This window comes from Roseateles aquatilis (assembly GCF_002205645.1).
Lineage (GTDB): Bacteria > Pseudomonadota > Gammaproteobacteria > Burkholderiales > Burkholderiaceae_C > Roseateles > Roseateles aquatilis.
This window is the reverse complement of sequence record NZ_NIOF01000003.1, coordinates 297,477-321,379: the sequence shown is the minus strand read 5'-3', so window position 1 is coordinate 321,379 and position 23,903 is coordinate 297,477. Positions and strand designations below refer to the sequence as shown.

General features: G+C 63.3%; 21 protein-coding genes. 2 read left to right on the top strand and 19 right to left on the bottom strand.

Going from position 1 to position 23,903, the window contains the following annotated elements:
* Positions 1-1,575 (bottom strand): tetratricopeptide repeat protein, encoded by a 1,575-nt coding sequence (locus CDN99_RS09715; protein ID WP_141100724.1) that lies wholly within the window; start codon positions 1,573-1,575, stop codon positions 1-3.
* A 378-nt stretch (positions 1,576-1,953) separates the two neighbouring features.
* On the opposite strand from CDN99_RS09715, the gene CDN99_RS09710 reads away from it, so the two are divergent.
* Together CDN99_RS09710 and CDN99_RS09705 are read left to right on the top strand one after the other, a co-directional pair.
* A complete protein-coding gene (locus CDN99_RS09710; RefSeq protein WP_088384647.1) occupies positions 1,954-2,997 on the top strand; it encodes a porin in 1,044 nt (347 codons plus the stop codon).
* Between the two features lie 106 nt (positions 2,998-3,103).
* Positions 3,104-3,298 carry a hypothetical protein gene (locus CDN99_RS09705; protein WP_088384646.1) on the top strand — a complete coding sequence of 65 codons (195 nt, stop codon included), beginning with the start codon at positions 3,104-3,106 and terminating at the stop codon, positions 3,296-3,298.
* Between the two features lie 45 nt (positions 3,299-3,343).
* Here the strand turns inward: CDN99_RS09705 and flgB are convergent, their stop codons facing one another.
* The 18 genes from flgB to CDN99_RS09610 form a co-directional block, all read right to left on the bottom strand.
* On the bottom strand, positions 3,344-3,814 hold the full coding sequence (flgB, locus tag CDN99_RS09700; protein WP_088384645.1) for a flagellar basal body rod protein FlgB: 471 nt from the start codon (positions 3,812-3,814) through the stop codon (positions 3,344-3,346).
* Positions 3,815-3,859: 45 nt separating this feature from the next.
* Positions 3,860-4,204 carry a CzcE family metal-binding protein gene (locus CDN99_RS09695; RefSeq protein WP_141100723.1) on the bottom strand — a complete coding sequence of 115 codons (345 nt, stop codon included), beginning with the start codon at positions 4,202-4,204 and terminating at the stop codon, positions 3,860-3,862.
* 192 nt (positions 4,205-4,396) lie between these two features.
* Positions 4,397-4,831, bottom strand: coding sequence for a hypothetical protein (locus tag CDN99_RS09690; RefSeq protein WP_088384644.1), 435 nt, complete (start codon positions 4,829-4,831; stop codon positions 4,397-4,399).
* Between the two features lie 306 nt (positions 4,832-5,137).
* Positions 5,138-6,490 (bottom strand): MFS transporter, encoded by a 1,353-nt coding sequence (locus CDN99_RS09685; protein WP_088384643.1) that lies wholly within the window; start codon positions 6,488-6,490, stop codon positions 5,138-5,140.
* A 79-nt stretch (positions 6,491-6,569) separates the two neighbouring features.
* Positions 6,570-6,923, bottom strand: coding sequence for a DUF6488 family protein (locus CDN99_RS09680; RefSeq protein ID WP_088384642.1), 354 nt, complete (start codon positions 6,921-6,923; stop codon positions 6,570-6,572).
* A 54-nt stretch (positions 6,924-6,977) separates the two neighbouring features.
* Positions 6,978-7,763, bottom strand: coding sequence for a HupE/UreJ family protein (locus CDN99_RS09675; protein ID WP_088384641.1), 786 nt, complete (start codon positions 7,761-7,763; stop codon positions 6,978-6,980).
* Between the two features lie 41 nt (positions 7,764-7,804).
* Positions 7,805-9,058 carry a TolC family protein gene (locus CDN99_RS09670; RefSeq protein WP_088384640.1) on the bottom strand — a complete coding sequence of 418 codons (1,254 nt, stop codon included), beginning with the start codon at positions 9,056-9,058 and terminating at the stop codon, positions 7,805-7,807.
* Positions 9,058-9,357 carry a DUF3240 family protein gene (locus CDN99_RS09665; RefSeq protein WP_158218801.1) on the bottom strand — a complete coding sequence of 100 codons (300 nt, stop codon included), beginning with the start codon at positions 9,355-9,357 and terminating at the stop codon, positions 9,058-9,060. The genes CDN99_RS09670 and CDN99_RS09665 overlap by 1 nt, the downstream gene beginning before the upstream one ends.
* Positions 9,350-12,487, bottom strand: a complete 3,138-nt coding sequence (locus CDN99_RS09660) for an efflux RND transporter permease subunit (RefSeq protein ID WP_088384638.1) — start codon at positions 12,485-12,487, stop codon at positions 9,350-9,352. Before CDN99_RS09660 ends, CDN99_RS09665 begins: the two co-directional genes overlap by 8 nt.
* A 1-nt stretch (position 12,488) precedes the next feature.
* Positions 12,489-13,646, bottom strand: a complete 1,158-nt coding sequence (locus tag CDN99_RS09655; RefSeq protein WP_088384637.1) for an efflux RND transporter periplasmic adaptor subunit — start codon at positions 13,644-13,646, stop codon at positions 12,489-12,491.
* Positions 13,647-13,761: 115 nt separating this feature from the next.
* The gene (locus CDN99_RS09650) at positions 13,762-14,238 is read right to left on the bottom strand and encodes a hypothetical protein (RefSeq protein WP_088384636.1); all 477 of its coding nucleotides are present in this window, start codon (positions 14,236-14,238) and stop codon (positions 13,762-13,764) included.
* A 44-nt stretch (positions 14,239-14,282) separates the two neighbouring features.
* Positions 14,283-14,564, bottom strand: coding sequence for a metal-sensing transcriptional repressor (locus CDN99_RS09645; protein WP_088384635.1), 282 nt, complete (start codon positions 14,562-14,564; stop codon positions 14,283-14,285).
* Positions 14,565-14,692: 128 nt separating this feature from the next.
* Entirely contained in the window at positions 14,693-15,085 is a 393-nt protein-coding gene (locus CDN99_RS09640; RefSeq protein ID WP_088384634.1) for a hypothetical protein, read from the bottom strand.
* Positions 15,086-15,179: 94 nt separating this feature from the next.
* Positions 15,180-16,523: a heavy metal sensor histidine kinase gene (locus CDN99_RS09635; RefSeq protein WP_088384633.1), complete on the bottom strand. Its 1,344-nt coding sequence runs from the start codon at positions 16,521-16,523 to the stop codon at positions 15,180-15,182.
* Positions 16,520-17,206, bottom strand: a complete 687-nt coding sequence (locus CDN99_RS09630) for a heavy metal response regulator transcription factor (protein ID WP_088384632.1) — start codon at positions 17,204-17,206, stop codon at positions 16,520-16,522. The genes CDN99_RS09635 and CDN99_RS09630 overlap by 4 nt, the downstream gene beginning before the upstream one ends.
* Positions 17,207-17,234: 28 nt before the next feature.
* Positions 17,235-19,355 (bottom strand): heavy metal translocating P-type ATPase, encoded by a 2,121-nt coding sequence (locus CDN99_RS09625; RefSeq protein ID WP_238139448.1) that lies wholly within the window; start codon positions 19,353-19,355, stop codon positions 17,235-17,237.
* 298 nt (positions 19,356-19,653) lie between these two features.
* Positions 19,654-20,601, bottom strand: coding sequence for a cation diffusion facilitator family transporter (locus CDN99_RS09615; RefSeq protein WP_088384629.1), 948 nt, complete (start codon positions 20,599-20,601; stop codon positions 19,654-19,656).
* 109 nt (positions 20,602-20,710) lie between these two features.
* Positions 20,711-23,890, bottom strand: a complete 3,180-nt coding sequence (locus CDN99_RS09610; RefSeq protein WP_088384628.1) for a CusA/CzcA family heavy metal efflux RND transporter — start codon at positions 23,888-23,890, stop codon at positions 20,711-20,713.
* Positions 23,891-23,903 lie beyond the last annotated feature (13 nt).

Sequence of the window (23,903 nt, the reverse complement as noted above, 5' to 3'; positions counted from 1 at the left end):
TCAGCCAAGCTCCTCTTCCTCGTGCCCCATGGCAGCATCCAGCTGCACCTTCACTTGGCGCGCCCACCGAGGTCCACCGCGCATGGCATCCAGCGCGTCAGAGCTCGCCTTCGCGAAGTAGAGAGACTCGGACAGCCCGTGGTTGTCCAACGCTTGCTTCAACCGGGCCGCGCGATGCCGTAGCTCGACATCACGCGGTCCTGAGCCCTGAACGCCGCCATCAGCCAAGTAGCCGACGCTGCGCTTCAGTGTCTGCAGGGTCGATGAGGAGAGCGCAGGGATAGCCCGCGGCGAAGACAGTCGTGCATGCTGGATAAACGGGTTCTTCCCCACCACCAAGCCCCAGGGCCGAAGTCCTTCGACGATGTCCACCGTCATGGCCTCCAGCTTGGTCAGCCCAAAGTCTCTTGCCACCCTCAACCGCGCGGCCAAGGCGCCGTTGGTCTTGGCCACTTCGAAAATGCCGCGCGCCGCGTCGGCCTCGCAGCCTTGAACAGGGAGGATGAAAGTGCGGATCAGCGCCTGGGCTTGGAAGTCTTGAGACTGCGAGGCCAGGTACAACCAGTGCATCCCCTGTTCCGCATCGCGTAGCGATGCAGCAGCGCGCAGGATGGTCGCACCCAGCCGGCGCTGCGCGGAAACGTCCCCGCTCGCAGCAGCCTTCTCCAAGAAGAATCGCGCCATCGGAGGATTTGCCACGGAGCTATGGTTGTTGGCATGCAGTTCATAGAGGCGGGTCCACGCTTCGCCGTAGCCTGCATCGGCTGCCCGCATGAGCAGTGCGGAAGCCTTGCGTCTGTTCGGCGCCTGCACCAGCATGTCCCAGCCAATCGATCCGACGTTGTTGCCGCTCAGCGCCTGGCCCAGCAGCAACGCCGCAGCGCAGTTCCCTCGATCCACGCAGTCATCCAGCAATACCTCAATGGCCTTGGTATCGACCGTGATTCGCACATCGGGGATCGACTTGGCGAAGCTGATCGCGGCGTACACCTGATCGGCAAGGGTGGAGTTGGACAACTGCCCGAGGACCAGGCTCACTGCGAGGGCTCGCAGCAGAAGGCGCGGCTCTTTCCTCATGAGGGCCCGCTCCATCACCAGCGCGATCAGTTCCGGCCACCCAATCTTTGGCACGCCCAGCAGGGCCTTCACGCGCAGCACCGCGGCGTCGTCTGAGTCAACCGCGGAGGCGGGTAGCGTCAGCGCCTCCTTTGCGCCGTCTTGACCAGACCTCTCGGCAAGCCGAAGCCAGCCTACCGCCTCGCTTTGATCCACCTGCGTGAGCAGATTCCAGATCGCGACCCGGAGCTGCGCTTCTCCGCTGCCAAAGCGAGCAGCCCGCTCAAGCGTGGAGACACGTCCGTGTACGGCGATCTCATGCAGGTCGAGCGCCTCAACGATCAGCCGCTGAGCTTCGTCCTCCCTGAGGGTCTCGACCTGACTCAAGTACTCGAGTCCGAGCGGCACGTGCCGCGGGAATCCCTTCATCCCTTCGAGGTACAAGCGCCCGGCCTCGAAGCAGGCCGCAGCGTCTCCTCGCCTTGCCCTGGAAATCAGTTGAATGTCTTGTCTTCTCATCGAGCGCCTTTCTTGGTACTGGCGCATTTGCTGAGCATCTTCGGGACACTCGCGTCGCCGGTACATCGCGAGCAGACGAGAGACTAGAGACCAGGCATTGACCAACAACTGACGGCCTGATTACCGGTTCGTCAGCTTCAACGTCGATGGCGTTGGTCAGTCTGGGACGTGTCGAACATGTGACCTCGCATCAGAAATTTCCTGCTGCTTCGGCTGTGTCCTGAGCGACACGTCTCACGACCGTTTGGACCACCGTGCGCGAGTACGCCCCCGCTCAATCGGTAGAACTCGTGGATTTCCCTTGCTCTTCTCCCTAGCCTGCGTCGTGCTTGAGGCGAATCGCGTCTCTATGCATCGACCATCGAATAGGAGAAGTTCATGAATAAGCCAGTCCTCTTGGCATTGGCATGCAGCGCGCTTGCCGGCTCGGCCTTCGCGCAAACCTCGTCCGTCACGCTGTTCGGCGTCGCTGACGTTGCCGTGCGCCAGGTGAAGAACGGCAACGCGGGTACGGTCAAGGGCGTGACGTCCGGTGGGAACACAACCAGCCGGCTGGGCGTTCGTGGCGTTGAAGAACTGGGCGGCGGACTGTCGGCTGGCTTCCACCTGGAGTCGGGCATCGATCTGGACACCGGCACCTCCAACGCCAGCAAATACTGGAACCGCCGCTCGACGATCAGCCTGATGGGTGATTTCGGTGAGGTTCGCCTAGGCCGGGACACCACCCCGACCTACAACAACACGCTCAACGATGAATTTGGCATCGTGGGTGTTGGATCTCGCGGCATCTTTGTTTATGGCAGCGGCGCGAACCTGGGCAGTGGTGCAACCACGATCCAGCGTACGGACAACGGCGTGAGCTACTTCCTGCCGAAGAACCTGGGTGGCGTCTACGGTCAGTTCCATGTCGCCGCAGGCGAAGGCACCGTGGGCAACAAGTACTACGGCGGCCGGATCGGCTACGAAGACAAGAGCTTCCTGGTCGGCGGTGCCTACGGCACGACGGATGTCGGCGCCAACCTGTCCAAGTTCAAGAACTACAACCTGCTGTTCAACTACAAGTCGCCGTGGGGCGTGTTGCACACCCTGGTTGACGTGAAGAAGTGGGGCGAACGCAAGTCGACCGAAATCTCGGTGGGCGCGACCATCCCGGTGACCGTCGGTCAGATCCGCGTGGGCTACACCAACGCCAACCGCTCCGGCGGAGCGGTTGGTTCCGGCTTCGCCGATGGCGACGACAGCACCCGCCTGGCGCTGGGCTACGTCTACGACTTCTCGAAGCGCACGGCGCTCTACGGCACCGTGGCTCGCGTGACCAACAAGGGCGCCGCTCGCAGCTCCGTGCTGTACACGACGCCGGCGGGCATGCTGGGCGGCCAGAACTCCTCCGGCGCGGAAGTGGGGGTGCGCCACAGCTTCTAAGGCTAGGCTTTCTGCAAGGTAAAGGCGAAGGGGATGCGCATCGCGCATCCCCTTTTCTTTGGGCCTACCATTTGGCTTTCGGAAGCAAACACCGATCGGAGGGCTGATGGACGAGGGCTGGGTTTCGAACCTCGAGGTCGACTGCAACGAGTCCGGGCGTTTCGTGGCCGTGCTGGTGCTCACCCCGCCGCCCGAACTAGGGTCGCCTATTCGCGTGCCGATCGAGGGGGAATACGACCGCCCGGAGCTTGCCGAAGATGCGGCGCTCGACGCCCTCGCCGCGATGACTCGAGGCGATTGAACCGGCCGCGACGAACCCACAGGTCAGTCGCGAACTGATCAGTGATCAGCCACGCCTCGTGGGCGACGCAGCATTTGGCAGCGCAGCTGCCTGTTTGAACTCCGTGGCCTCATCATCCAGCGATGCCATCGCCAGGGTGTACAGAATCGTGTTGCGAGCGAACTCAGCCTGCTCGCGCTCGACCTCTACGGTGTTGCCATCGATGCTGTCTTGCAACGGCTGCCTGTAGCCTGCGAACGCCAGCGTGCTCGAGGGTATGAGCGGCACTTCCCGAGCCACCCCCCTGTCCTTGCCATCCTGGTCGGTCAGTTCCTCGGCCTGGCTTGAGGCCTTCAGAACGTCTGCAAACGAGATGTCGCGCGCCTTGTAGTTGGGCGTGTCAGCGTTGGCGATGTTGCTCGCCAGCATGGCTTGGCGCTTACCGCGAAATACCAGCGCCTGCGCCCGCCACTCATCTGAATCCTGCGCCTGCTTCGCCGTGGCGGCGCCGAACCTCGTGTCTTTGATCCCATCCATGGCATCCCCCAAAAAGGCGAAGCCGCTGGTGCGGCTTCGTGGGTTTCAGGCTCGTTCGCCTTCGTTCTTGTCGACGTAGACCTTGAACGGCTTGCTCGAGAATCCCGCCGGAGCGATCTTGGACAGGTCTACCGCGCGGTGCCCGACGACGTCGAACTTCCAGGCGAAGGTCTTTCCGCCTTGGCGGAACTGCACGGTCTGGCCGCATTCGATGTTGATGGCCTTGCGCGAATCGAGGTCGACGACGAAATCGGTCTTCTGACCTGCGAACGGCACGCCGTAGATGGAATTTCCGTTCATCAGACGCTCGGTCGTCTGTGCTGCGACCGGCGCGTTCAGGCCGGCGAACAGGTTGGCAGCGACAGCGATCATAGCAACGGTTCGGTTCATACAGATCTCCTTGTTCCGGTGGAGCCGTGCTCAACAAGAGCACCTACCGCATCCACCATGAACAGCACTTTAGAAATCTGTCGCTTTCAACGGACCTGTCGTAGCGATGACAAGTTTGTTAGCTGCACAAGACCCGACATAGAGCGTGCCCGGCCGCGCGTATAGGCAGGACAGGTCGCACGATGCGGTCGATCACGGCGGAGTCCTGCTGAGACTCGTCGGGGAAGTGACTCGGAGGATGCTGCCGGCGCGTACGCCAAAGGTCCCTCGCGCGATCACGTGCGCCGCAACGCGGGAGCCGTAGACAGCGACATCGACGACGCTGGCATCGCGCTCGCGAGAGACCAGCACGGCGCCCGGGGCCGCAGAAGTCATCTGAGAGCAATTCACCGACGGAGGTTGATCCGACTGCTTCTTTTGAGGGAACCACAGAAGACACTCGCCGTTCGCGGGCAACCGGTCCATCGGAATCCCGACGAGATTGTTGGCGTTGAAGTACGAGTCCCAGGCGGCCAGTATTGACGCAATCGATGGACTCTGCTTGCGGGCGGCCTTGATGCGGTCTTGCGCGCACGCCAACGTCCCCATGGACAGCGTCAGAAATGCAAGGGCCAGGTGAATTTTCATGAGAACAGTCGGTTGGATACGAAATTGGAGCGTTACCTTTCTGCTTCGGACATGGCGCTCGGACATGCGCGCGGTACGCCGCTGTTCAACGGTGTCCGCTCTTCCTTCGCCGAGCAACGGCCGCGTGGCCTCGCCTGCCTTGTCCGTGCTCCGCATTGCGCTGGCGATTGGCCTTGCGCCGCGTCCGGGCAGAGGCAACAGCCAGGACCACGACGCCGACGAAGAGAATCCCGAACGACCAGAGTAGGAAGTTCCCCAACCCCGGATGCGCCGTCAGGATGTGCGCCATCGAAGCACCACAGTTCATCAGGGTTTGCCGTTTCGCCCCGTTGTCGACCCTGGTTCGCCAGCGCTGGGCCAGCGCTTGTGCAGGTCATCGATCACGAAGTCGTGGCTGTGCGGCTGGCCGGCCTCCGCCGTCTGGAGATGCGCATGCGAGGCGTCAAGCTCGGCGTGCTCATGCGCGACTTCCTTGGGATCCGCCCGAGACCAGAGTCGAGCACTCAGCGTCGCCGCGATGGTTGCGATGCCTCCGAGCACGACGAAGCTCTTTGCCAGTCCCGCGCGTGCGCCCAACCAGCCCGCCACGGGATAGGTGATCAGCCAGCAGGCGTGAGACAACGCGAACTGCGCTGCGAAGAGCGCCGGTCGATCCTCTTCACGCGCAGAGCGGCGCAGGAGACGGCCTGACGGCGTTTGAACCAGCGAGTACCCCACGCCCATGACGAGCCATAGTGCCACCAGAGTGACCAGCGACTCCATGGCAAACGGCCCCAGGAAGAGGCCGACGCATAGAACGGCAGCGCCGCTCAGCATCACGCGTCTATCGGACAATCGATCCAGCAAGCGGGGCAGTCCCAACGCCACAAGCATGGAGCCGCCACCAAACGCGGCCAGGGCGGCTGCCGTGGCGTTCTGCGACAGCCTCATCTGACCTTGCACCATCACTACGGTGTTGACGATCACCATGGCACTGGCCGATGCGGCAGCCAGGTTGAGCGCGAGCAGTGCCCGCAGGCGTGGGGTAGCCAGGTAGATGCGGCTTCCGCGTGTCGTGCGCTCGTAGATGCTGCGCTTGGGCGGCATCTTGGCCTTGGGAAGGATCGCCGAGACCACCAACACTGCCGATGCGATGAAACCGACGACCGTGCCAAAGAACAAGCTGTGGAAACTCACGACCGTCAGCAGCGCTGCGGCCAGTGCGGGACTCGCGAGGCTCTCCAGGTCATAGGCCAAGCGGGACAGCGAGAGCGCCTTCGTGTAGTCCTCCTCCTTCGGGAGCACGTCGGGAATCGTGGCCTGGAACGTGGGGGTGAAGCCCGCGGACGCGGACTGCAGCACAAAGATCAGCAGATAGACCTGCCAGACCTGCGTGACGAAGGGCAGCGACAACGCAACCGCGGCTCGCACCAGGTCCAGGGTGACAAGCAGCGTGCGACGAGGAACGCGCTCGGCGAAGGCCGATGCGATCGGGGCCACCCCGATGTAGGCCAGCATCTTGATGGCCAACGCGGTTCCGAGGACGGCGCCGGCGTCGGCACCAGCGATGTCGTACGCCAGAAGACCCAGAGCCACCGTGGCCAGGCCTGTTCCTACGAGTGCGATCACCTGCGCAAAAAACAGGTGGCGATAAGTTCGATTCTTGAGGACATCCAGCATCTCACCCTCCGTCCGCTTGTAGCGACGAGAACGGGAAAGCCGGGCGACGCCTATTGCGCCGCCGGGCCTCACAGACGGCTTACTTGCCGGTGTGGTTCGCAGCGATGAAGTTGCCTTGCGCCGTGAAGAACATGTACAGCGACTCCTTGGACTTGTCGGCGGCCGCCGGGTCCTTGAACGTCACCTTCCACTCCTTGCCCTTCTCGCCGTCGATCTGCTCGAAGGAGGCCGGTTCCTTGACCGCAGCCCAGGACTTGGCGATCTTTCCGGAGGCGATCAGATCCTTCTGATACTTGGCCGCGCAGGTAGACACGGTCGCTTGAGTGGCAACGGCGTTGCCGTGGAAATGGCAGTCCGATGCGCCGCTGGCCATGGCCTGGCCGGACAGGCCGGCACCGGCCAGGAGGGTTGCCACAGTGATGAACTTCTTCATGGATGACTCCAAGGATTGGTGGGGGAAATCAGGACTTATGGATAGCCGTCGGCGTCACAGGCTTTCGCGCTCGGTCTGGATGCTCTTCTCGACATCCAGGTCCTCATGCGCGTGCTGGTGTTCCTTCGCGGGGAAGCGGAATTCGTCGGGGCCGCTGTCGTGCTGGTAGCCGTGAAGCTGCATGAGCAGCAGCAGGCCGCCGAGGGTCATCAGGCCGTGGTTGGCCATCCGGCTGAATCGGGTGAACGATTCACGCTTTCGCCAGAGGGACAGCAGTCCCACCATCACGACCAGTGCGGCGATCTGGCCGATTTCCACGCCGACGTTGAAGCTCAGGATGCGCATCAGCATGCCGAACGAGTCCTCGCCCAGCGGCAACTGCTGCAGCCGTGTCGACAGCCCGAAGCCGTGCAACAGGCCGAAGCCGAACACCACCATCAGCAGGTTCGGCGACTTGCGGTTCAGATAGGTCTGGAAGCCGCCGTTGTTGTCGAAGGCCTTGTACATGACGCTGATCGCGATCAGCGAATCGACAAGCCAGAAGTTCCAGGTGATCTTCAGGAAGGTCGCGAAGATCAGCGTGATGCAGTGGCCCAGCGTGAAGGCGGTGACGAACTTCGCGACGTCGGAGAACTTCGTCAGGAAGAACACCACGCCGAACAGGAACAGCAGGTGGTCATAGCCAGTCACCATGTGGCTGGCACCCAGCCCGATGTACTGCAGGTAGCCGCCGTCCAGCATGCGCTGCTTGTCGGCCTCGGAGATGCCGTGGGCTTGGGCTGCGAAGGCGGCGAGGAGGAGTCCTACGCCCATGAGGGGCCGGGCAAAACGTCCGAACATTGATGAGGTCTTTCTCAGGTGGTGGATGGAAGGACGGGAACTCAGTTGGCGCCCAGGCCCCAGATCAGGTGGGCGTCGATGAGCAGGCGATATCGCGATCGAAGCGCGTCCGTGCGGGCCTGCTCGGCACCCAGCGCGGCGTCGATGCCTTGACGCCTTGCGAGCAGCAGCGTCTGCAGATCAGCTTCGCCAGCGGCGTAAGCACGCTGCGTGAGGCGCGCGTTGTCACGAGCAACATCGAGCGACTGGTTGGACAGACGCCAGCGCTCGAGACTGCCTTCGACATTGGCCATCTCTTGCGCCACTCGCGCTTCGAGCTGACGCTGCACCAGATCAGCTGCCGCGCGTGAGGCCTCGGCCTGCTGCAGGCTCTCGCGCTCCTGCGCCTGGCGGTAGCTGCCGCCGATCGGCATTCCGAACGTCAGCCCCACGATGCGCTCGGCACCGGCCCGCTCGGAGCTGGTGAAGACGCCGACGGTCGGATCGGGGATGCGGTCAGCCCGAGCGCGCGAAGCCACCAGTTCTGCCAGCCGCGTGGCCTCGCGGGCGCTGCGCAGCTCCTCGCTCTCGCTAAGGATCCGCTCCCGCCACTGAAGCGGGTCGCCTCCCATCGAACTGGGTACTCCGGCCGGCGTCGGCTCCAGACGCAGAGTCGGGAACCGGGTCGCAGCCTTCGCGCGGGCACGGGCCTCCTCGTTGGAGGCCAGCGACAGTTGGCGTTGCACCTCGGCCAGATCAGCACGCGCGGAGTTCAGTTCGAGGGTTGACGCATCCCCGGCCGTTCGACGCTTGTCGACGGTCTTGAAGTTCTCCTGCGCAGACTGGACCTGCTCCTGCCACAGCGCCTGCAAGCGCTGCGCGGCGGTCCAATCGAGCCAAAGGGTCATCAACTCCGCAGCGGCCTCGTGACGAGCTTCACCGAACTGCGATGTCGCCAGTCGAATGTGAGCCTCGCCAAGATCGCGATCGATGCCGGCCTTGCCGTTGATCCGGATCGCACGTTCGATCCCCACAGTCCACTCGTTGCTGCTGGCGTTGACGCTTCGATCGCGACGCCGCTGAATGGTCGAACGGGCGGCCCATTCGTTGGGGCCGACGTTCAACCCCTGAGCCCTTTGGCGAGCGGCTTCGAGCGCGAACCGAGCCTGGGCGACGGAGGGGTCGTCCTGGATCAACCGGATGCCCACTTCATCCGAAGGCAGATCGGCGGATGGCGTCACCGGCACCGTCTGGGCTGCGCATGCTGCGGCGATGACCCCGAACAGCGCCACGGGTACGAATTTCCATTTCTTCATCACATTTCTCCGTCCATGACCACCACCGTCACCCAGTAGCGAATACCGGTGCCCTTGAAGGCATGCGCAAGGTGGGTAATCAGCGGCGGCATCGCCGACTCTTCGACGATGACCTGAACGACCGCGCTCGCGCTGCGGCCAAGCACCTGTTCACTGGCGGCCATGCGCGTTGGCGCCAGGCCATGGCTGAACGCCATCGAGCTCGTGAACAGGTTGTCGCCCTGGATCTGCAGGAGCTCGTCGAGCACCTGCTCCTCGCTGGACGGCGAGCAGATGAGGGAGAGGCACAACTTAACCATGAGCGGGCTCCTCGACGGTGACGGCCGCGGAGGGGCCGGATGCGTCATCCGGCGCATCGGCCTTCTTGGCTGGCTCAGCGAATCGCAGGTAGAGGATCGGCAGCACGATCAGCGTGAGCGCCGTTGCCGTGATCAGGCCGCCGACCACGACGATCGCCAGAGGGCGCTGAATCTCGGAGCCCGGTCCTGTCGCGAAGAGCAGCGGGATCAGGCCGAAGGCCGTGATCAGCGCAGTCATGCACACGGGTCGCAGCCGCCGTTTCGCGCCTTGCGTCACGCAGTCGAGCAGTGACATGCCGGCGGCGCGCAGCTGATTGAAGTAGGTCACCAGCACGACCCCGTTGAGCACCGCGATGCCAAGCAGCGCAATGAAGCCGACCGATGCGGGCACCGACAGGTACTCTCCTGTCGCCCACAGCGCGACGATGCCACCCACCATCGCGAAGGGCACGTTCGACAGCACAAGAAGCGCTTGTCGCACCGAGCCGAAGGTCGTGAACAGGATGATGAAGATCACGCCGAGTGCGAGCGGCACCACCAGGGTCAGCCGCTCGGCCGCGCGTTGCTGGTTCTCGAACTGGCCGCCCCAGGTGACGCGATAGCCGGTGGGCAACTTCACTGCCTCGGCGACCTTGACCTTGGCCTCCTCCACAAAGCCGACCAGATCGCGACCCGCGACGTTGGCGATGACCACGCTGTAACGGCTTCCCATTTCGCGGTCGATCTTCACGGGACCGCTTTCGCGCTCCAGCCTTGCCACCTCTTGCAGGGGGACCGCCTGGCCGCCCGCACCGGTGAGCGTCAGGGCCGCGAACTCCGCCGGAGAGACCTTCACGCTGTCCGGTCCACGCAGCACGATCGGAATGCGACGCGTGCCGTCGATGACGGTACCCGCGCGTTGACCTTCGATCTGCACGCGAAGCGCGTCTTGGACATCCTCCACTGACAGGCCATACCGTCCCGCGGCCAGCCGATCCACCACCACACGCAGGTACTGCACGCCGTCGTTCTGCACGGTGTACACGTCCTGGTTGCCCGGGACCTGCTTCATCACCGTCTCGATCTGCGCGGCGAACTCGTTGAGCTTGTCCAGGTCCGGACCAAAGACCTTGATTGCCAGATCGCCACGAACGCCGATGATCATCTCGGAAACGCGCATGTCGATCGGCTGCGTGAAGCTGTAGCTGATCCCAGGCAGTTGATCGAGCACCTTGCGGATCTTCTCGATCAGCTCGCCCTTGTTCTTCACCTGCCAATCGGCGCGCGGCTTCAGGATCAGGAAGGTGTCGGTCTGGTTCAGTCCCATCGGATCCAGACCGATCTCGTCCGAACCCGCTCTAGCCACCACACCGGTGACATCGGGAATGTCCTTCATCAACGCCTGTTGGATCTTCAGATCGAGTGCGGCCGTCTGCTCCAGGCTCACCGAAGGCAGCTTCTCGATGCCGACAATGATGTCGCCTTCATCCATGGCCGGCATGAAGGTCTTGCCGACCATCATGTAGACGCCGGCGGCAATCACCAGCAGGGCGCCGGCGACGGCATAGACCACCTTGGAGCGGCGCAGTGCGAAGTCGAGCACCGGCTCATAGGCCTTGAGGAGCTTGCGCGGCAGCCACGGGTCCTCGTGCGCCACCTTCTTCAGCAGGAAGGACGACAGCACGGGGATGATCGTCAGGGACAACACCAGCGAGCTGGCCAAGGCGAACACGATCGTCATGGCCACCGGCACGAAGAACTTGCCTTCCAGTCCCTGCAGCGTCAGGAGCGGCAGGAACACCACCACGATGATCAGGATGCCCGCCGACACCGGAGCGGCCACCTCCCGCACTGCGCGGAAGATGACGTGAAGCTTCGGAAGTTTCGATGACCCCTTGTCGTGCCCCATGTGCTGCACGACGTTCTCGACCACGACGACGGCGGCGTCCACCAGCATGCCCAGCGCGATGGCGAGACCACCCAAGCTCATCAGGTTGGCCGACATGCCGGCGTAGCGCATGAGCAGGAACGTCGACAACGCCGAAAGCGGCAGGACCAGCGCTACGACCACGGCGGCTCGCACATTGCCGAGAAACGCGCCCAGCAACACAAGCACGAGCAGCGTGGCTTCCAGCAACGCCTTCGAGACCGTGCCAACCGCCTTGGAGACGAGATCCGCCCGGTTGTAGAAGACCTTGACCTTCACGCCCTTGGGCAAGGTCGGTTTGAGTTCGTCCAACTTGGCGGTCACGCCTTCGACGACCTTCTGTGCGTTGGCACCAGCCAGACCCAGCACCAGGCCCTGAACCGCCTCGGCCTTGCCGTTCTGGGTGACGACGCCGTATCGCGTCACGGAACCGTTGCGCACGATGGCTACGTCCCCGAGCCGGACTGCCAATCCTTTGTCGGACTTGACCACGATGGCGCGCAGATCGTCCTGCGTCTTGATGCTGCCTTCCGTTCGGACCAGCAGCACCTCATCGCCTTCGCCCAGTCGGCCAGCGCCGTCATTGCGGTTGTTCACCTCGATGGCCTTGGCGACGTCTGCGGTGGACAGCCCGACGGCAGCAAGCTTGACGGGATCAGGAACCACTTCGAAGCTGTGCACCTTGCCGCCGAGTGCGTTGACGTCGGCTACGCCGGGCACCGCGCGCAGCGCAGGACGGATGACCCAGTCCAGCACGTTGCGCCGCTCTTCGAGCGTCATGTCCGGTGCCTCGACCGTGAACATGTACATCTCGCCGAGGGGCGTCGTGATCGGGGCCATGCCGCCGCTGATGCCGCTTGGCAGATCGCCGCTGATGTTGGCCAGGCGCTCTGAGACCTGCTGGCGAGCCCAGAAGATGTCGGTGCCGTCCTGGAAGTCCACCGTCACGTCGACGATGCCGTATTTGGAAACGGAACGAAGGATCCGCTGCTTCGGGATGCCGAGCATCTCGACCTCGATCGGCACTGCGATGCGAGTCTCGATCTCCTCAGGCGTCATGCCGGGCGCCTTCATGATCACCTTCACCTGCGTGCTTGACACGTCGGGGAAGGCATCAATCGGCAGGTTCTTGAACGCGAACCATCCGGCGCCCGCAAGCAACACCCCGGCCAGCAGCACAAAGAGCCGCTGGGAGAGCGCAAATTGAATGAGTCGGGTGAGCATGTCAGTCGCCTCCGCCCTTGCCCTGCCAAGCGGCCTTGAGCGCGATGACCGAGGTCACGGCGATCTGCTGACCCGCTTGGAGGGCTCCCTTGACGCGCAGAGTCGTGCCACCCGTGGCAAGGATCACCACAGGCTGCGCAACGAAACCTTCCTTGGTCCGCACGAAGACGTATGCCTTGTTGTCGTCCCGCGCGACGGCGGACAGCGGAACCGCCCACCCATCTGCTGCTGCGAAGGGAAGTCGGACCTGCACGAACTCGCCCGGTCGCAGGGTCTGCCCACCTTGCCGAACCTCAGCGCGGAGCACGAAGGTCTGTCCATCTCCAACGCCTGTTCCCGAGCTCAGAACAGTGGCTTGGATGGCATCGCGCCCGACGACGGAGACGGCGGCGCCCTTGGTGGTGGCCACTTCGGCCTGACGTGCGATCGGCACCTGGATGTCGAGCCACAGCGCTCGCGTGTCCGCGATCTGCATCAGCGACTCAGCCTGCTGCACGCGCAAGCCAGGCTTGGCAGTCAGCTCGGTCACGACCCCGCCGGCGCGTGCCCGCAACGTGATGGCGGACTCGGTGGCGGAACCGCCAGCCGCGAGCTTGCGAATCGTGCTGTCGTCGAGACCGGCCAGGCGCAACGCGGCCTCGGACTGCTGACGACGCGCACGGGCTTCGAGCGCGTTGGCTTCAGCCTCCTGCACGCGTCGCTCGGGAATGATGCCTTCCGAGAACAGCTGGCGCTCCCGGGTCAGCGTCTTGTCGGCCAGTGATTGCCGGGTCGATGCTTCCATCAGCTTGAGCTGCAGCTCACCCAGTTCCGGACTGAGCAGACGCACAACCGGCTGGCCCGCTTTCACGGTCTCGTTCTCGGAGACAAGCAACTGGTCCACGACGCCGGTCAGCGGAGAGGAGACGACTTGTTGCTGCTTCGGTGGCAGGGCCACGCGCGCTGGATAGGTGAGGCCCGCGACGTCGGTCTGGCCACCCAGGCGTTGAACCTGGATTCCCAGCGCCTGCATCTGCGCTGCGGAAACGGTGAAGGCGGCGGCGCGATCAACCGCGTGAGCGGGCATCCAAAAGGAATAGGAGGCAAGAAGAACTGCGCAGGCCAGCAGAAGGCGGCCACGGCCGTGTAGGGACGTGCTCGAAGGAAGAGCGTCGGACATGAAGGGCTCCACGAATGCGTGCGGCTGCTCGCGATGGCGAGACCAACCGTGAAAGGGGAATTGCCACAGCTGGGCGAGCGATCAGTCGATCACTCCTCACGCGCGGCAAGGGCTTTCAGGCGTGGAGCGGGGGCGCGCGGCCGGCGGGTGGCAGGCTGCGGTAGCTGGGGAGCGGCGGAGATCGCCAGGAGGGGAAATCCGGGCCGACCCCGGAGTCGTCCGCTTGCGCCACCAGCGCAAGCGCGGCCCAGAGGCCGGAGATGTACGCAACAGTCGCGAAGTCCCGGGCGGGATCGGCAACGACCGCAACACTGGCGGTCTCCCCTGCGGGGCGCACCGCCAACGTGGCGTGGCCGAGCGTGCTGGGCCTCTCGCTTTCCTCCGCATGCACCGTCAGGTCATCGTCGTGACTGTATGCAGTAGCCCTGGACCACAGCGCATCCACGCCGGAATCGTGATGGTGCTGATGCAGAGGCGCCCCCACCTGGTCGGTGATGAGCACCAGCACGAGCATCAAACGCAACACCCACATGCACGATGCCCACTCGCCGCGGGGGCGCGGCGCTGGCATGGTGTGGGTGGAACGCTTCATGGCGGATGGTGTTCAGTGCTGAGTCAGAGGAAATTCAGCGGGTATCAGAGGTACTTGGTGATTCTCTTGAGTTCGTCGAGGACCTCGTCCGTTGGGACGTGATCATCGTGTCGCGCACTTCCGAGCAGGCAGTTCTCCAGGTGTTCATGGATCAGGGCCTTCTTCGCCGAAGTGATGGCGCCTTCAACCGCCTGAAGCTGCTGAGATACCTCGACACACGAAGCTCCCGCCTCAAGCGATGCGATCACGTTGGCAAGATGACCGTTGGCGCGCTTGAGGCGATTGATGATCTTCGGGTGACCGGTATGCGAGTGCCCGTGCGACATTTTTTTATCCTACCACCAGGATAGGCGAGGACCGCTCGAAAAGCGATGGCTGTCTTGCGGAAAGGTGCATGAAATGGGGCATCTCCTCTGATCTCGTAGATGCCAGCGGGAGCCGTTTTCCATCCTTTTCAAGCAACAGCGTTCATCCGGATCAAGTCTGCATGCAGTCGCGCAGCCAAGTCCACGAGGAGCTTCACGGTGAGTTGCCCGTTCTGGGACAACCGGGACTTTGACGCCAGTTGGGCAAGCTGGCGAATGGATGTCAAAAGGTCACTGGACGAGACCACCATTTCCGAAGGGGGCCGGTTCAGATGCAACGCCAACATCAACGCCGCGCTGCGTGGCTGCAGTTCATCCGCTTGCCGCTTGAGCGTCTGAACTTTGCTGAAGTGAAGTACCGCTGGGAGCGCCAGGATCAGTTTGTCCAAATCCTTCATTTCCTTCATCACCAGCTCATCGCGCTGAGAAATCGCAGGAGCTTCGGAGCCTTCACGCACTTGCATGTCTTCGGTCTTCAACATTGTATCGATCAAGCGAGAGGTTGCCGCGGGTTTTCGTAGTGAATGGAGGCGATCGGCGGCGCCGCGTGCGAGCCCGATGCCACGAGTTGCATGATCAACGTTGCTCCGCGATGGGCGACGTGATCGTGAAACCCACGCGCGTGACGCCACCCTCGGAACTCACCAGCGCGCATCCACCGTGCATGCGAGCAATCGCGGCGACGATGGACAGCCCCAATCCGTGATTCTTGCTGGCGCCTGTACGGGACGGATCAACGCGATAGAAGCGGTCAAAGAGTCTAGGGAGATGTTCAGGCGGGATCTCCGCGCCCTGGTTGCTCACGCCGATATAGACCTCTCCGACGGCACGTGGCTCGATCTCGACCACGACGTCCGTGCCCGGTGTCGCGTAGCGCCTGGCGTTGCCGATCAGATTCGAAATCGCGCGCTGAAGTAGCGCCGCGTCCACGCGAACCTGCGCACGGCCCGTGACGACACCACGCAGTCCCGCGTCATTGAGCGCGGCCTCGTGATAGTCCAGCACTTCTGCAAAGAGTTCTGAAAGTTCGGTGAGCTCGTCCCGGCTGGCCTGGGCACCACGCTGTGCGTTCGCGAGGAAAAGCATGTCCGCGACGATGCGAGCGATCCGCTTGAGTTCCTCCAGGTTGGACGTGAGTGTTTCCTTCAGCTCCTCCGGGGAGCGCGGACGACGCAGCGCAAATTCACAGCTGTTGATAAGGATAGAGAGCGGATTGTTCAGTTCATGCGCAACGTCTGCGTTGAACGACTCCATCTGCCTGTAGGCGATGGCGAGGCGATCGAGCAGGTCGTTCGTCTGAGCGATGAGCGGCTGCAACTCTTCCACCTGATCACGGCCGTCGAGTCGCAGCTCCAGACGGTCCGCGCGGACAGCTGCGGTCTGCCTGACAAGCGCGCGAAGGGGCGCGAGCTCCCGCCTCACCCCGAATGCTGCAGCCGCCGAGAGCACCAGGGAGCCGCCGACAGCTGCAAAACCGAGCGTCCACGCGAGCCGCAGGAGCAGCTCCTTGTCCTTGCTCTGGTCGAACGCTAGCGACGCGGTCCCTACGCCGCCCAGATCGGGAGGGAGCGGCACGGGGAATCGCTCGACCTTGACGTCGGCGCTCGCCGCGCGTTGCGGTGGCAGAAAGATGTGGCCCGAGTTGTCCGCCACGCTCAGCGTAAGCTCATCGTGCCCAGCAAGGAAGTCGTTCAGCAGGTGCCGAACACTGTCCAGGTCGTGTGCGCCACGCCCTTCCTTGAGCAGATGCTCAACGGCCTCGCGCTTCATGTTCAGCGTCTGGTTCTGGCGCTGATCGAGCGTCAGGAAGATCACCACATAGACAGCCACGCAGACGACGCCGAGCCCCGCCATGGACTGCAGAGCAAGTCGACGAAGGAGCCGTGCCCGAAGGCTTCCCGCATGCATGGCGACGCTCATGCGGGCCGGTCTTCGATGACGTACCCCATCCCACGCACGGTGTGGATCAGGGCCCGATCGAACGGCTGATCAATCTTCACGCGCAGTCGGCGTATAGCCACCTCAACCACATTGGTGTCACTGTCGAAGTTCATGTCCCAAACCTGCTCCGCGATCTCTGTTCTGGACAGCACCTCGCCTTTTCGACGCATCAACAGCGCGAGGAGACCAAACTCCTTGGTGGTGAGGTCAATCCGCTGACCAGCGCGGCTGACCTTGCGACGGATGGGATCCACCTCCAGATCGGCCACACGGTACACAGACTCCTCGGTCACCTGTCGACCGCCCGTGCGCCGGCGCAGGAGAACCTGAACCCGGGCCACGAGTTCGGAGAACGCGTAGGGTTTGGTGAGGTAGTCGTCAGCGCCGCTTTGCAGGCCCTTGACGCGATCTTCAACGCGTGAGCGGGCCGTGACCATCAGGATGGGCACATCGCTGCTCTGACGGATCGCGCTCAGCATGGCGAGCCCATCGATGCCCGGCAACTGCCCGTCAAGGATAAGCAAGTCGTAGTTGTTGACCGAGGCCATGTGCAGTCCGTCGACGCCGTTGTGGGCGACCTCCACGGAGTAGCCTTCTTCGGTGAGCCCCTTGCGAAGGTACTCAGCGGCCTTTTCCTCGTCCTCGACGATCAAAAGTTTCATGAGCGGATCTCGTTGTTGTTCGTCGATCTCATGCGTCCGACGCCTTCTGGTCGCCGTAGGCGAGCAAGCGAAGCGCGTTGATGACCACGATGAGGGTGGAACCCTCGTGGAACAGGACCGCGGTGCCGATATTCAAGCCGAAGAGCGTGGCCGGAATCAAGACCGCCACGACGCCCAGGGAGACCCACAGGTTCTGCCTGATGACGCCGCTCGCCCTGCGCGACAGTCCGACCACGAACGGAAGCTTCGAGAGATCGTCCGCCATCAACGCCACGTCTGCCGTCTCTAACGCCACGTCCGACCCGGCCGCGCCCATGGCAATCCCGACCGTTGCACTGGCCATGGCCGGAGCATCGTTGACGCCGTCCCCGACCATCGCCACCTTGCCCTCATTGGCGCTGAGCTGCTTGATGAAGCCGACCTTGTCGTCCGGCATCAACTCGCCCTTTGCCTCGCTCAGGCCGACGGACTTCGCCACCGCGTCGGCAACCCGCTGGTTGTCCCCCGAGATCATGATCAGGTCCTTGACGCCAAGCTTTTGAAGCTTGCTCATGACGTCCGCGGCGGCCGGGCGAGGCGTGTCCATGACGCCAATGACGCCCAGGAAGCGCTGGCCTCGCTTGACGATCATGGTCGTGCGGCCCTTCTCGATCAGGTGCTGATCGATGCTGGAAACCTCCGGCGGGAGGCCACCCACATCTTCCACGAAGAGCTTGGCCTTGCCGATCCACACGTCGTCGGCGCCAATGCGTCCCTTGACGCCCTTGCCGGTGACGCTGTGAACATCTTCGGCACTCAGGGCCTGAGCAGTTCCCTGCATCCGTTCCTTCGCGCCAGACACGATGGCGGCTGCCAGCGGGTGATCGCTGTGGCTCTCGATGGCCAGTGCCACGGCCAGCAGTTCATCCTGCTCCACGCCAGGCGCAGCCTGGACATCCACAAGCTTGGGTTTGCCTTCCGTGAGCGTGCCTGTCTTGTCGAACGCGATCGCGGTCAAGACCCCCAAGTTTTCCAGCGGCGCGCCGCCCTTGATGAGAACCCCGCCACGCGCCGCCCGAGCAACGCCGCTCAGGACGGCGCTCGGGACCGAGATGGCAAGCGCGCATGGGCTAGCAGCCACCAACACTGCCATGGCACGGTAGAACGTCGCACTGAAGGGCTCGTCGATGATGAAGCCTGCGAACAAGAGCGCGCCGACGAAGCCCAGCACGGTCGGCACGAAGATGCGTTCGAACTTCGCCGTGAAAGACTGGGTGGGGGACTGCTGCTGCTGCGCCTCGGTCACCATCTTCACGACGCGTGCCATGGTGGACTCGGTGGATCGCTTGGCGACCATCACCTCCAGTGATCCGGAGCCGTTGATCGTGCCCGCAAACACGCGACTCGTTGCCGCGACGCGGTCGAAAGCGGCAAGCGCCTGCTGCGCGTCCTCCACGGGCTGCTTGTCCACGGGAATACTCTCCCCGGTGACAGGCGCCTGGTTCACGCTGGACTTGCCCGTGATCACAAAGCCGTCGGCCGGCATGCGCTCGTTGGGCTTAATCACCACGATGTCACCGGGCTCCAGTTCAGCGATTGGCACCTCTTGCGTGGTGCCGTCACGCTTGCGAAGCGCGGTTTCTGGCGCCAGCTTGGACAACGCCTCGATCGCACGTCGTGCGCGGCCCATCGCGTAATGCTCGAGCGAATGCCCCAGACTGAAGAGGAACAACAGCAAGGCGCCTTCAGCCCACTCGCCGAGCGCGGCCGCGCCGGCTGCGGCAACGAGCATCAGCGTGTCGATCTCGAAGCGCCGCTTACGAATATTCTCCACCGCCTCGCGCAGCGTGAAGAAGCCGCCGAAGACGTAGGCCGCCACGTACAGGCTCGTCTCCAGCGTGGACGAGAGCACTTGATATTTGCCGAGCAGCCACCCCGCCAACAACAGCGCACCGCACAGCAGCGAGAAGATCAGCTCCGTGTTGCTGCCGAAGATGCCGCCCTCATGGCCATGATCGTGATCGCCATGGTCTTCGGAGGCCTCGCTTCCGTGGTCATGCTTCTCGCCCTTCACATGCCTGTGATCCGGCGACGGAGGAGTCGACGCGCTAGGCGAGTTGGCCTCCAGCGACTGGGACTTGGCCTGTTCAGAATCTTTTCGTTCAGCCATCTGGTTCTCCGGCTTTGAGTGCATGAGGGGCGTCAGCGAACTACCGTCGCTTCTTCCTGGACCGCTTCGCAAGCCGCTCGGCCCTTCTCGCAGCACGACGATCCTTCAGCGACATGTAGTCCCGGATCGAGGTGTAGGTCAGGTACACGAGCGCGATTCCCCAGCCAACGATGGCCAGGTACTTGAACATCACATGAAGGGTTTCGTGAGAGCCCGTGCTCATCTGAGACTTTCGCTCGCGAACGCTGACGCTCGGGTTCATACCGATGACCCAAGCGAAGCATCCGCATTCCTTGAATTACTTGGAGGCTTTCAGAGCCTTCTCCGCAAGCCCGGTGCGCGGCTCGACCCAATGGCTCTGATCGAGCGCGTCGCTGCAGGCCTCGGTCTCCATCTGCAAGGTGACGTGAGCAATCTCGTACTGCTCCTTGAGCAACTGGCGGAGTTGGGTCAGCAGGGGACCCACGGAGACCGAGTCGTCGTGCACGACGTGCGCGCTCAGACTCGTCTTGCCGCTGGACAGCGCCCAGATGTGCAGGTCATGAATCCCCGTGACGCCGGACGTTGCGGTCATCGCCGACTCGATCGCCGTCACGTCTACCCCCTCGGGCACGCCCTCAAGGAGGATGTTCAGGCTCTCGCGCAGGAGCACCCACGTCCGAGGCAGAACCCAAAGACCGATGCCCACGGCGACCAGACTGTCGACCCACGCCCAGCCGGTAAAACGAATGACGATGGCCGCGACGATGACGCCGACCGATCCCAGCAGGTCGCTCCAGACCTCCAGATAGGCGCCCTTGACGTTGAGACTCGCATCCTTGCCGCCCATGAGCATGCGCATGCTCACGAGGTTGACGATCAAACCGAGCGAGGCGATCACCAGCATGCCGACCGACTGAACCTCGGCCGGCGAGTTGAGCCGCTGCCAGGCCTCATAGAGGATGTAGATCGCCACCCCGAAGAGCAGCAGGGCGTTGAACGCCGCAGCCAGGATCTCGAAGCGGTGATAGCCGAAGCTGCGCTTCTTGTCTGCCGGCCGTCTGGCGATGCGTATGGCTGCCAGCGCGATCGCAAGGGCAGCCGCATCAGTGAACATGTGGGCAGCGTCCGAGATGAGCGCCAGGCTCTTCGTCGCGATACCGCCGATGACCTCGGCGATCAGAAAGCCGAAGGTCAACGTGAAGGCAATCCATAGCGAGCGCTCATTGCCTCCTGCCGCGGCAGAGTGGTCGTGGTCCTTGGACATGGGTCATCTCCTTGTTCGTTTGATTCCCATCCTCGGCAACAGCGATACCCAGCGGCCCCGCGCCGCGGCATTTCAGCCTCGCGCGGGACCGCTGGCGCTCAGAGGGTGCTCAATGGGCGCTTCCGTGCTCGGCAGCCGGGGATCGGCTCTCCAGTTGCTCCTCTTCCTCATCGCGCCGGTGTGCCAGGCGGTAGAGGATGGGGAGAACCAGCAGCGTCAATGCCGTCGAAGACAAGATGCCGCCGATCACCACCGTGGCAAGCGGTCGCTGGACCTCGGCGCCGGTGCCGGTGGCAAGCGCCATCGGAACGAAGCCAAGCGAGGCCACGAGCGCAGTCATCAGCACCGGACGCAGACGCGTCAGCGCGCCTTCGTGGATCGCCTCGTCCAGTCTCTTGCCTGACTCGCGCAGGTTGCGGATGAACGAGATCATCACGAGCCCGTTGAGCACCGCCACCCCAGAAAGCGCGATGAACCCCACCGCTGCCGAGATCGAAAGCGGGATGTCTCGCAACCACAAGGCCACGATGCCGCCAGTCAAGGCGAACGGGATCCCGGTGAAGACGATGAAGCCATCCTTCATGTTCCCGAACATGGCAAACAGCAGCACGAACACCAGCAGCAATGAGACCGGAACCACGATCTGGAGACGCTGGGTCGCCGACTGCAGGTTCTCGAACTGGCCGCCCCAGACCATCCAGTAGCCGGTCGGGACCTGGACCTGCGCGCCAATCAACTGCTGGGCCTCAGCAACGAAGCTGCCCAGGTCGCGACCACGCACGTTCGAGCTCACCACGATCCGACGCTTTCCGTTCTCGCGGCTGACCTGGTTCGGACCAGGCGCCGTCGTGAAGTCAGCGACCTCACTGAGCGGGATGAAGCGGCGTGCGCCGTCTGCCCCGACTGGCATCGGGATCGGCAGCCGCTTGATGGCCTCCACGTCGGCGCGAAGCACTTCGGGCAGACGCACCAGGATGCCGAAGCGGCGGTCGCCTTCGAACATGATCCCCGCGTCGCGTCCGCCGACAGCGGTCGCGAGCGTGTCTTGCACATCCTGGACGTTGAGTCCGTAACGCGCCGTGCGTTCCCGATCGACGGTCACGCTCAGCATCGGAAGCCCGGTGGTCTGCTCCACATTCACTTCCGAGGACCCCTGGATGCCTTGCAGCAGCCCCTGGATCTTCTGAGCGGTCGCGTTCAGGACCTCCATGTCGTCGCCGAAGATCTTCACCGCGACGTCGGACCGCACGCCCGAGATCAGTTCGTTGAAGCGCAGCTGGATCGGTTGCGAGAACTCATAGTTCTGCCCCGGCAGCTTGGCCGCCTCGGCCTGCACGGCCGCCAACAGGTCGTCACGCGTGCGCTTGGGATCAGGCCACTCGTCCTGCGGCTTGAGCATCACGTAGCCGTCCGAGATGTTCGGCGGCATCGGGTCCGACGCGATCTCCGCAGTACCGGTTCGAGCGAAGACGCGGTCGATCTCAGGGAACTTCGCCTTCAGCGTCGACTCCAGCTGCTGCTGCATCGTCAACGACTGCGTAAGGCTCGTTCCCGGAATACGCAGCGCCTGGATGGCGAAGTCGCCCTCGTTCAAGCTGGGGATGAACTCGCTGCCCATCCGCGCGGCGATCAAGCCTGTCAGCACGATCATCACTGCGGCGAAGGTCAACACCACGGCCTTGGCACCCATCACGTAGTTGAGCAGCGGCTCATACACGCGACGCGCCCAGCTCATCAGCCAGTTTTCCTTCTCGGCAACCTTCTTGCCGATGAACAGCGCGACCGCTGCGGGAACGAACGTGATCGACAGGATCATGGCGCCGACCAGGGCGATCACGACCGTGAAGGCCATCGGGTGGAACATCTTCCCTTCGACACCGGCCAGAGCAAAGATCGGCAGGTAGACGATCATGATGATCAGTTGTCCGAACAGCAGCGGACGACGAGCTTCTTGGGACGCGAGGAACACCTCGTGGAAGCGCTCCGAGCGCGTCAGCAGTCGTCCCTTGTGCTCCTGCGCATGTGCCAGGCGCCGCACGCAGTTCTCGACGATCACCACCGCGCCGTCGATGATGATGCCGAAGTCCAGGGCCCCCAAACTCATCAGGTTGGCGCTCACCTTCTGATTCACCATGCCGGTGAAGGTGAACAGCATCGACAGCGGAATCACCATGGCCGTCAGGATGGCCGCACGGATGTTGCCCAGGAACAAGAACAGGATGGCGATGACGAGCACAGCGCCTTCGATCAAGTTCTTCTTGACGGTGGCGATTGCCTTGTCGACCAGCTTGGTTCGGTCGTAGACCGTGACCGCGTGGACGCCCTTGGGCATGTTCGCGTTGATCTCGGCCATCTTCTTGGCAACCGCTTGCGAGACCGTCCGGCTGTTCTCACCGATGAGCATGAAGACGGTACCGAGCACGACCTCGCGGCCGTTGTCGGTCGCGGCGCCGGTCCGCAGCTCTCGGCCGATTTCCACCGTGGCGACATCACGCACGCGCACCGGCACGCCGCCGGCGTTGAGCAGGACGATGTTGCCGATGTCGGTAATCGAGCGCACCTGGCCCGGGGCTCGGATCAGGTACTGTTCACCGCGGCGCTCGATGTAGCCCGCGCCGACGTTCGCGTTGTTGCGATCGAGCGCAGTCACCACGTCGCTGAGCGTCAGGCCGTACGAGGACAGCTTGGACGGGTCGGGGGCGACGTGGTACTCCTTGGCGAAGCCGCCGATGGAGTTGATCTCAGTCACGCCCGTCACGTTCTTCAGCTGCGGCTTGATGACCCAGTCCTGAATCTCGCGCAGGTCTGCCGGCGTATACAGCTCACCGTTGGGCTTCTTTGCGCCCGGCTCGCTTTCGACAGTCCAAAGGAAAATCTCACCCAACCCCGTCGAGATCGGCCCGATGTTGGGCGTCACGCCCTCGGGCAGCTGAGACCGCGCGGATTGGATGCGTTCATTGACGAGCTGGCGGGCGAAGTAGATGTCCGTGCCGTCGTTGAAGATGACCGTCACTTGGGACAGACCGTATCGCGACAGCGAGCGGGTCTGCTGCAGGCCAGGCAGGCCGGCCATCACGGTCTCGATCGGATAGGTGACGCGCTGCTCGGTCTCCAGCGGCGAGTAGCCGGGTGCACCGGTGTTGATTTGCACCTGCACGTTGGTGATGTCCGGCACGGCGTCGATGGGCAGCTTCTGATAGCTGAACACCCCGAGTGCGGCCATCCCGAAGACGGCAAGCATGACAAGCCATCGATGCTCGATGGCGAAGCGGATGATGCGTTCAAACATGTTGCGTCATCTC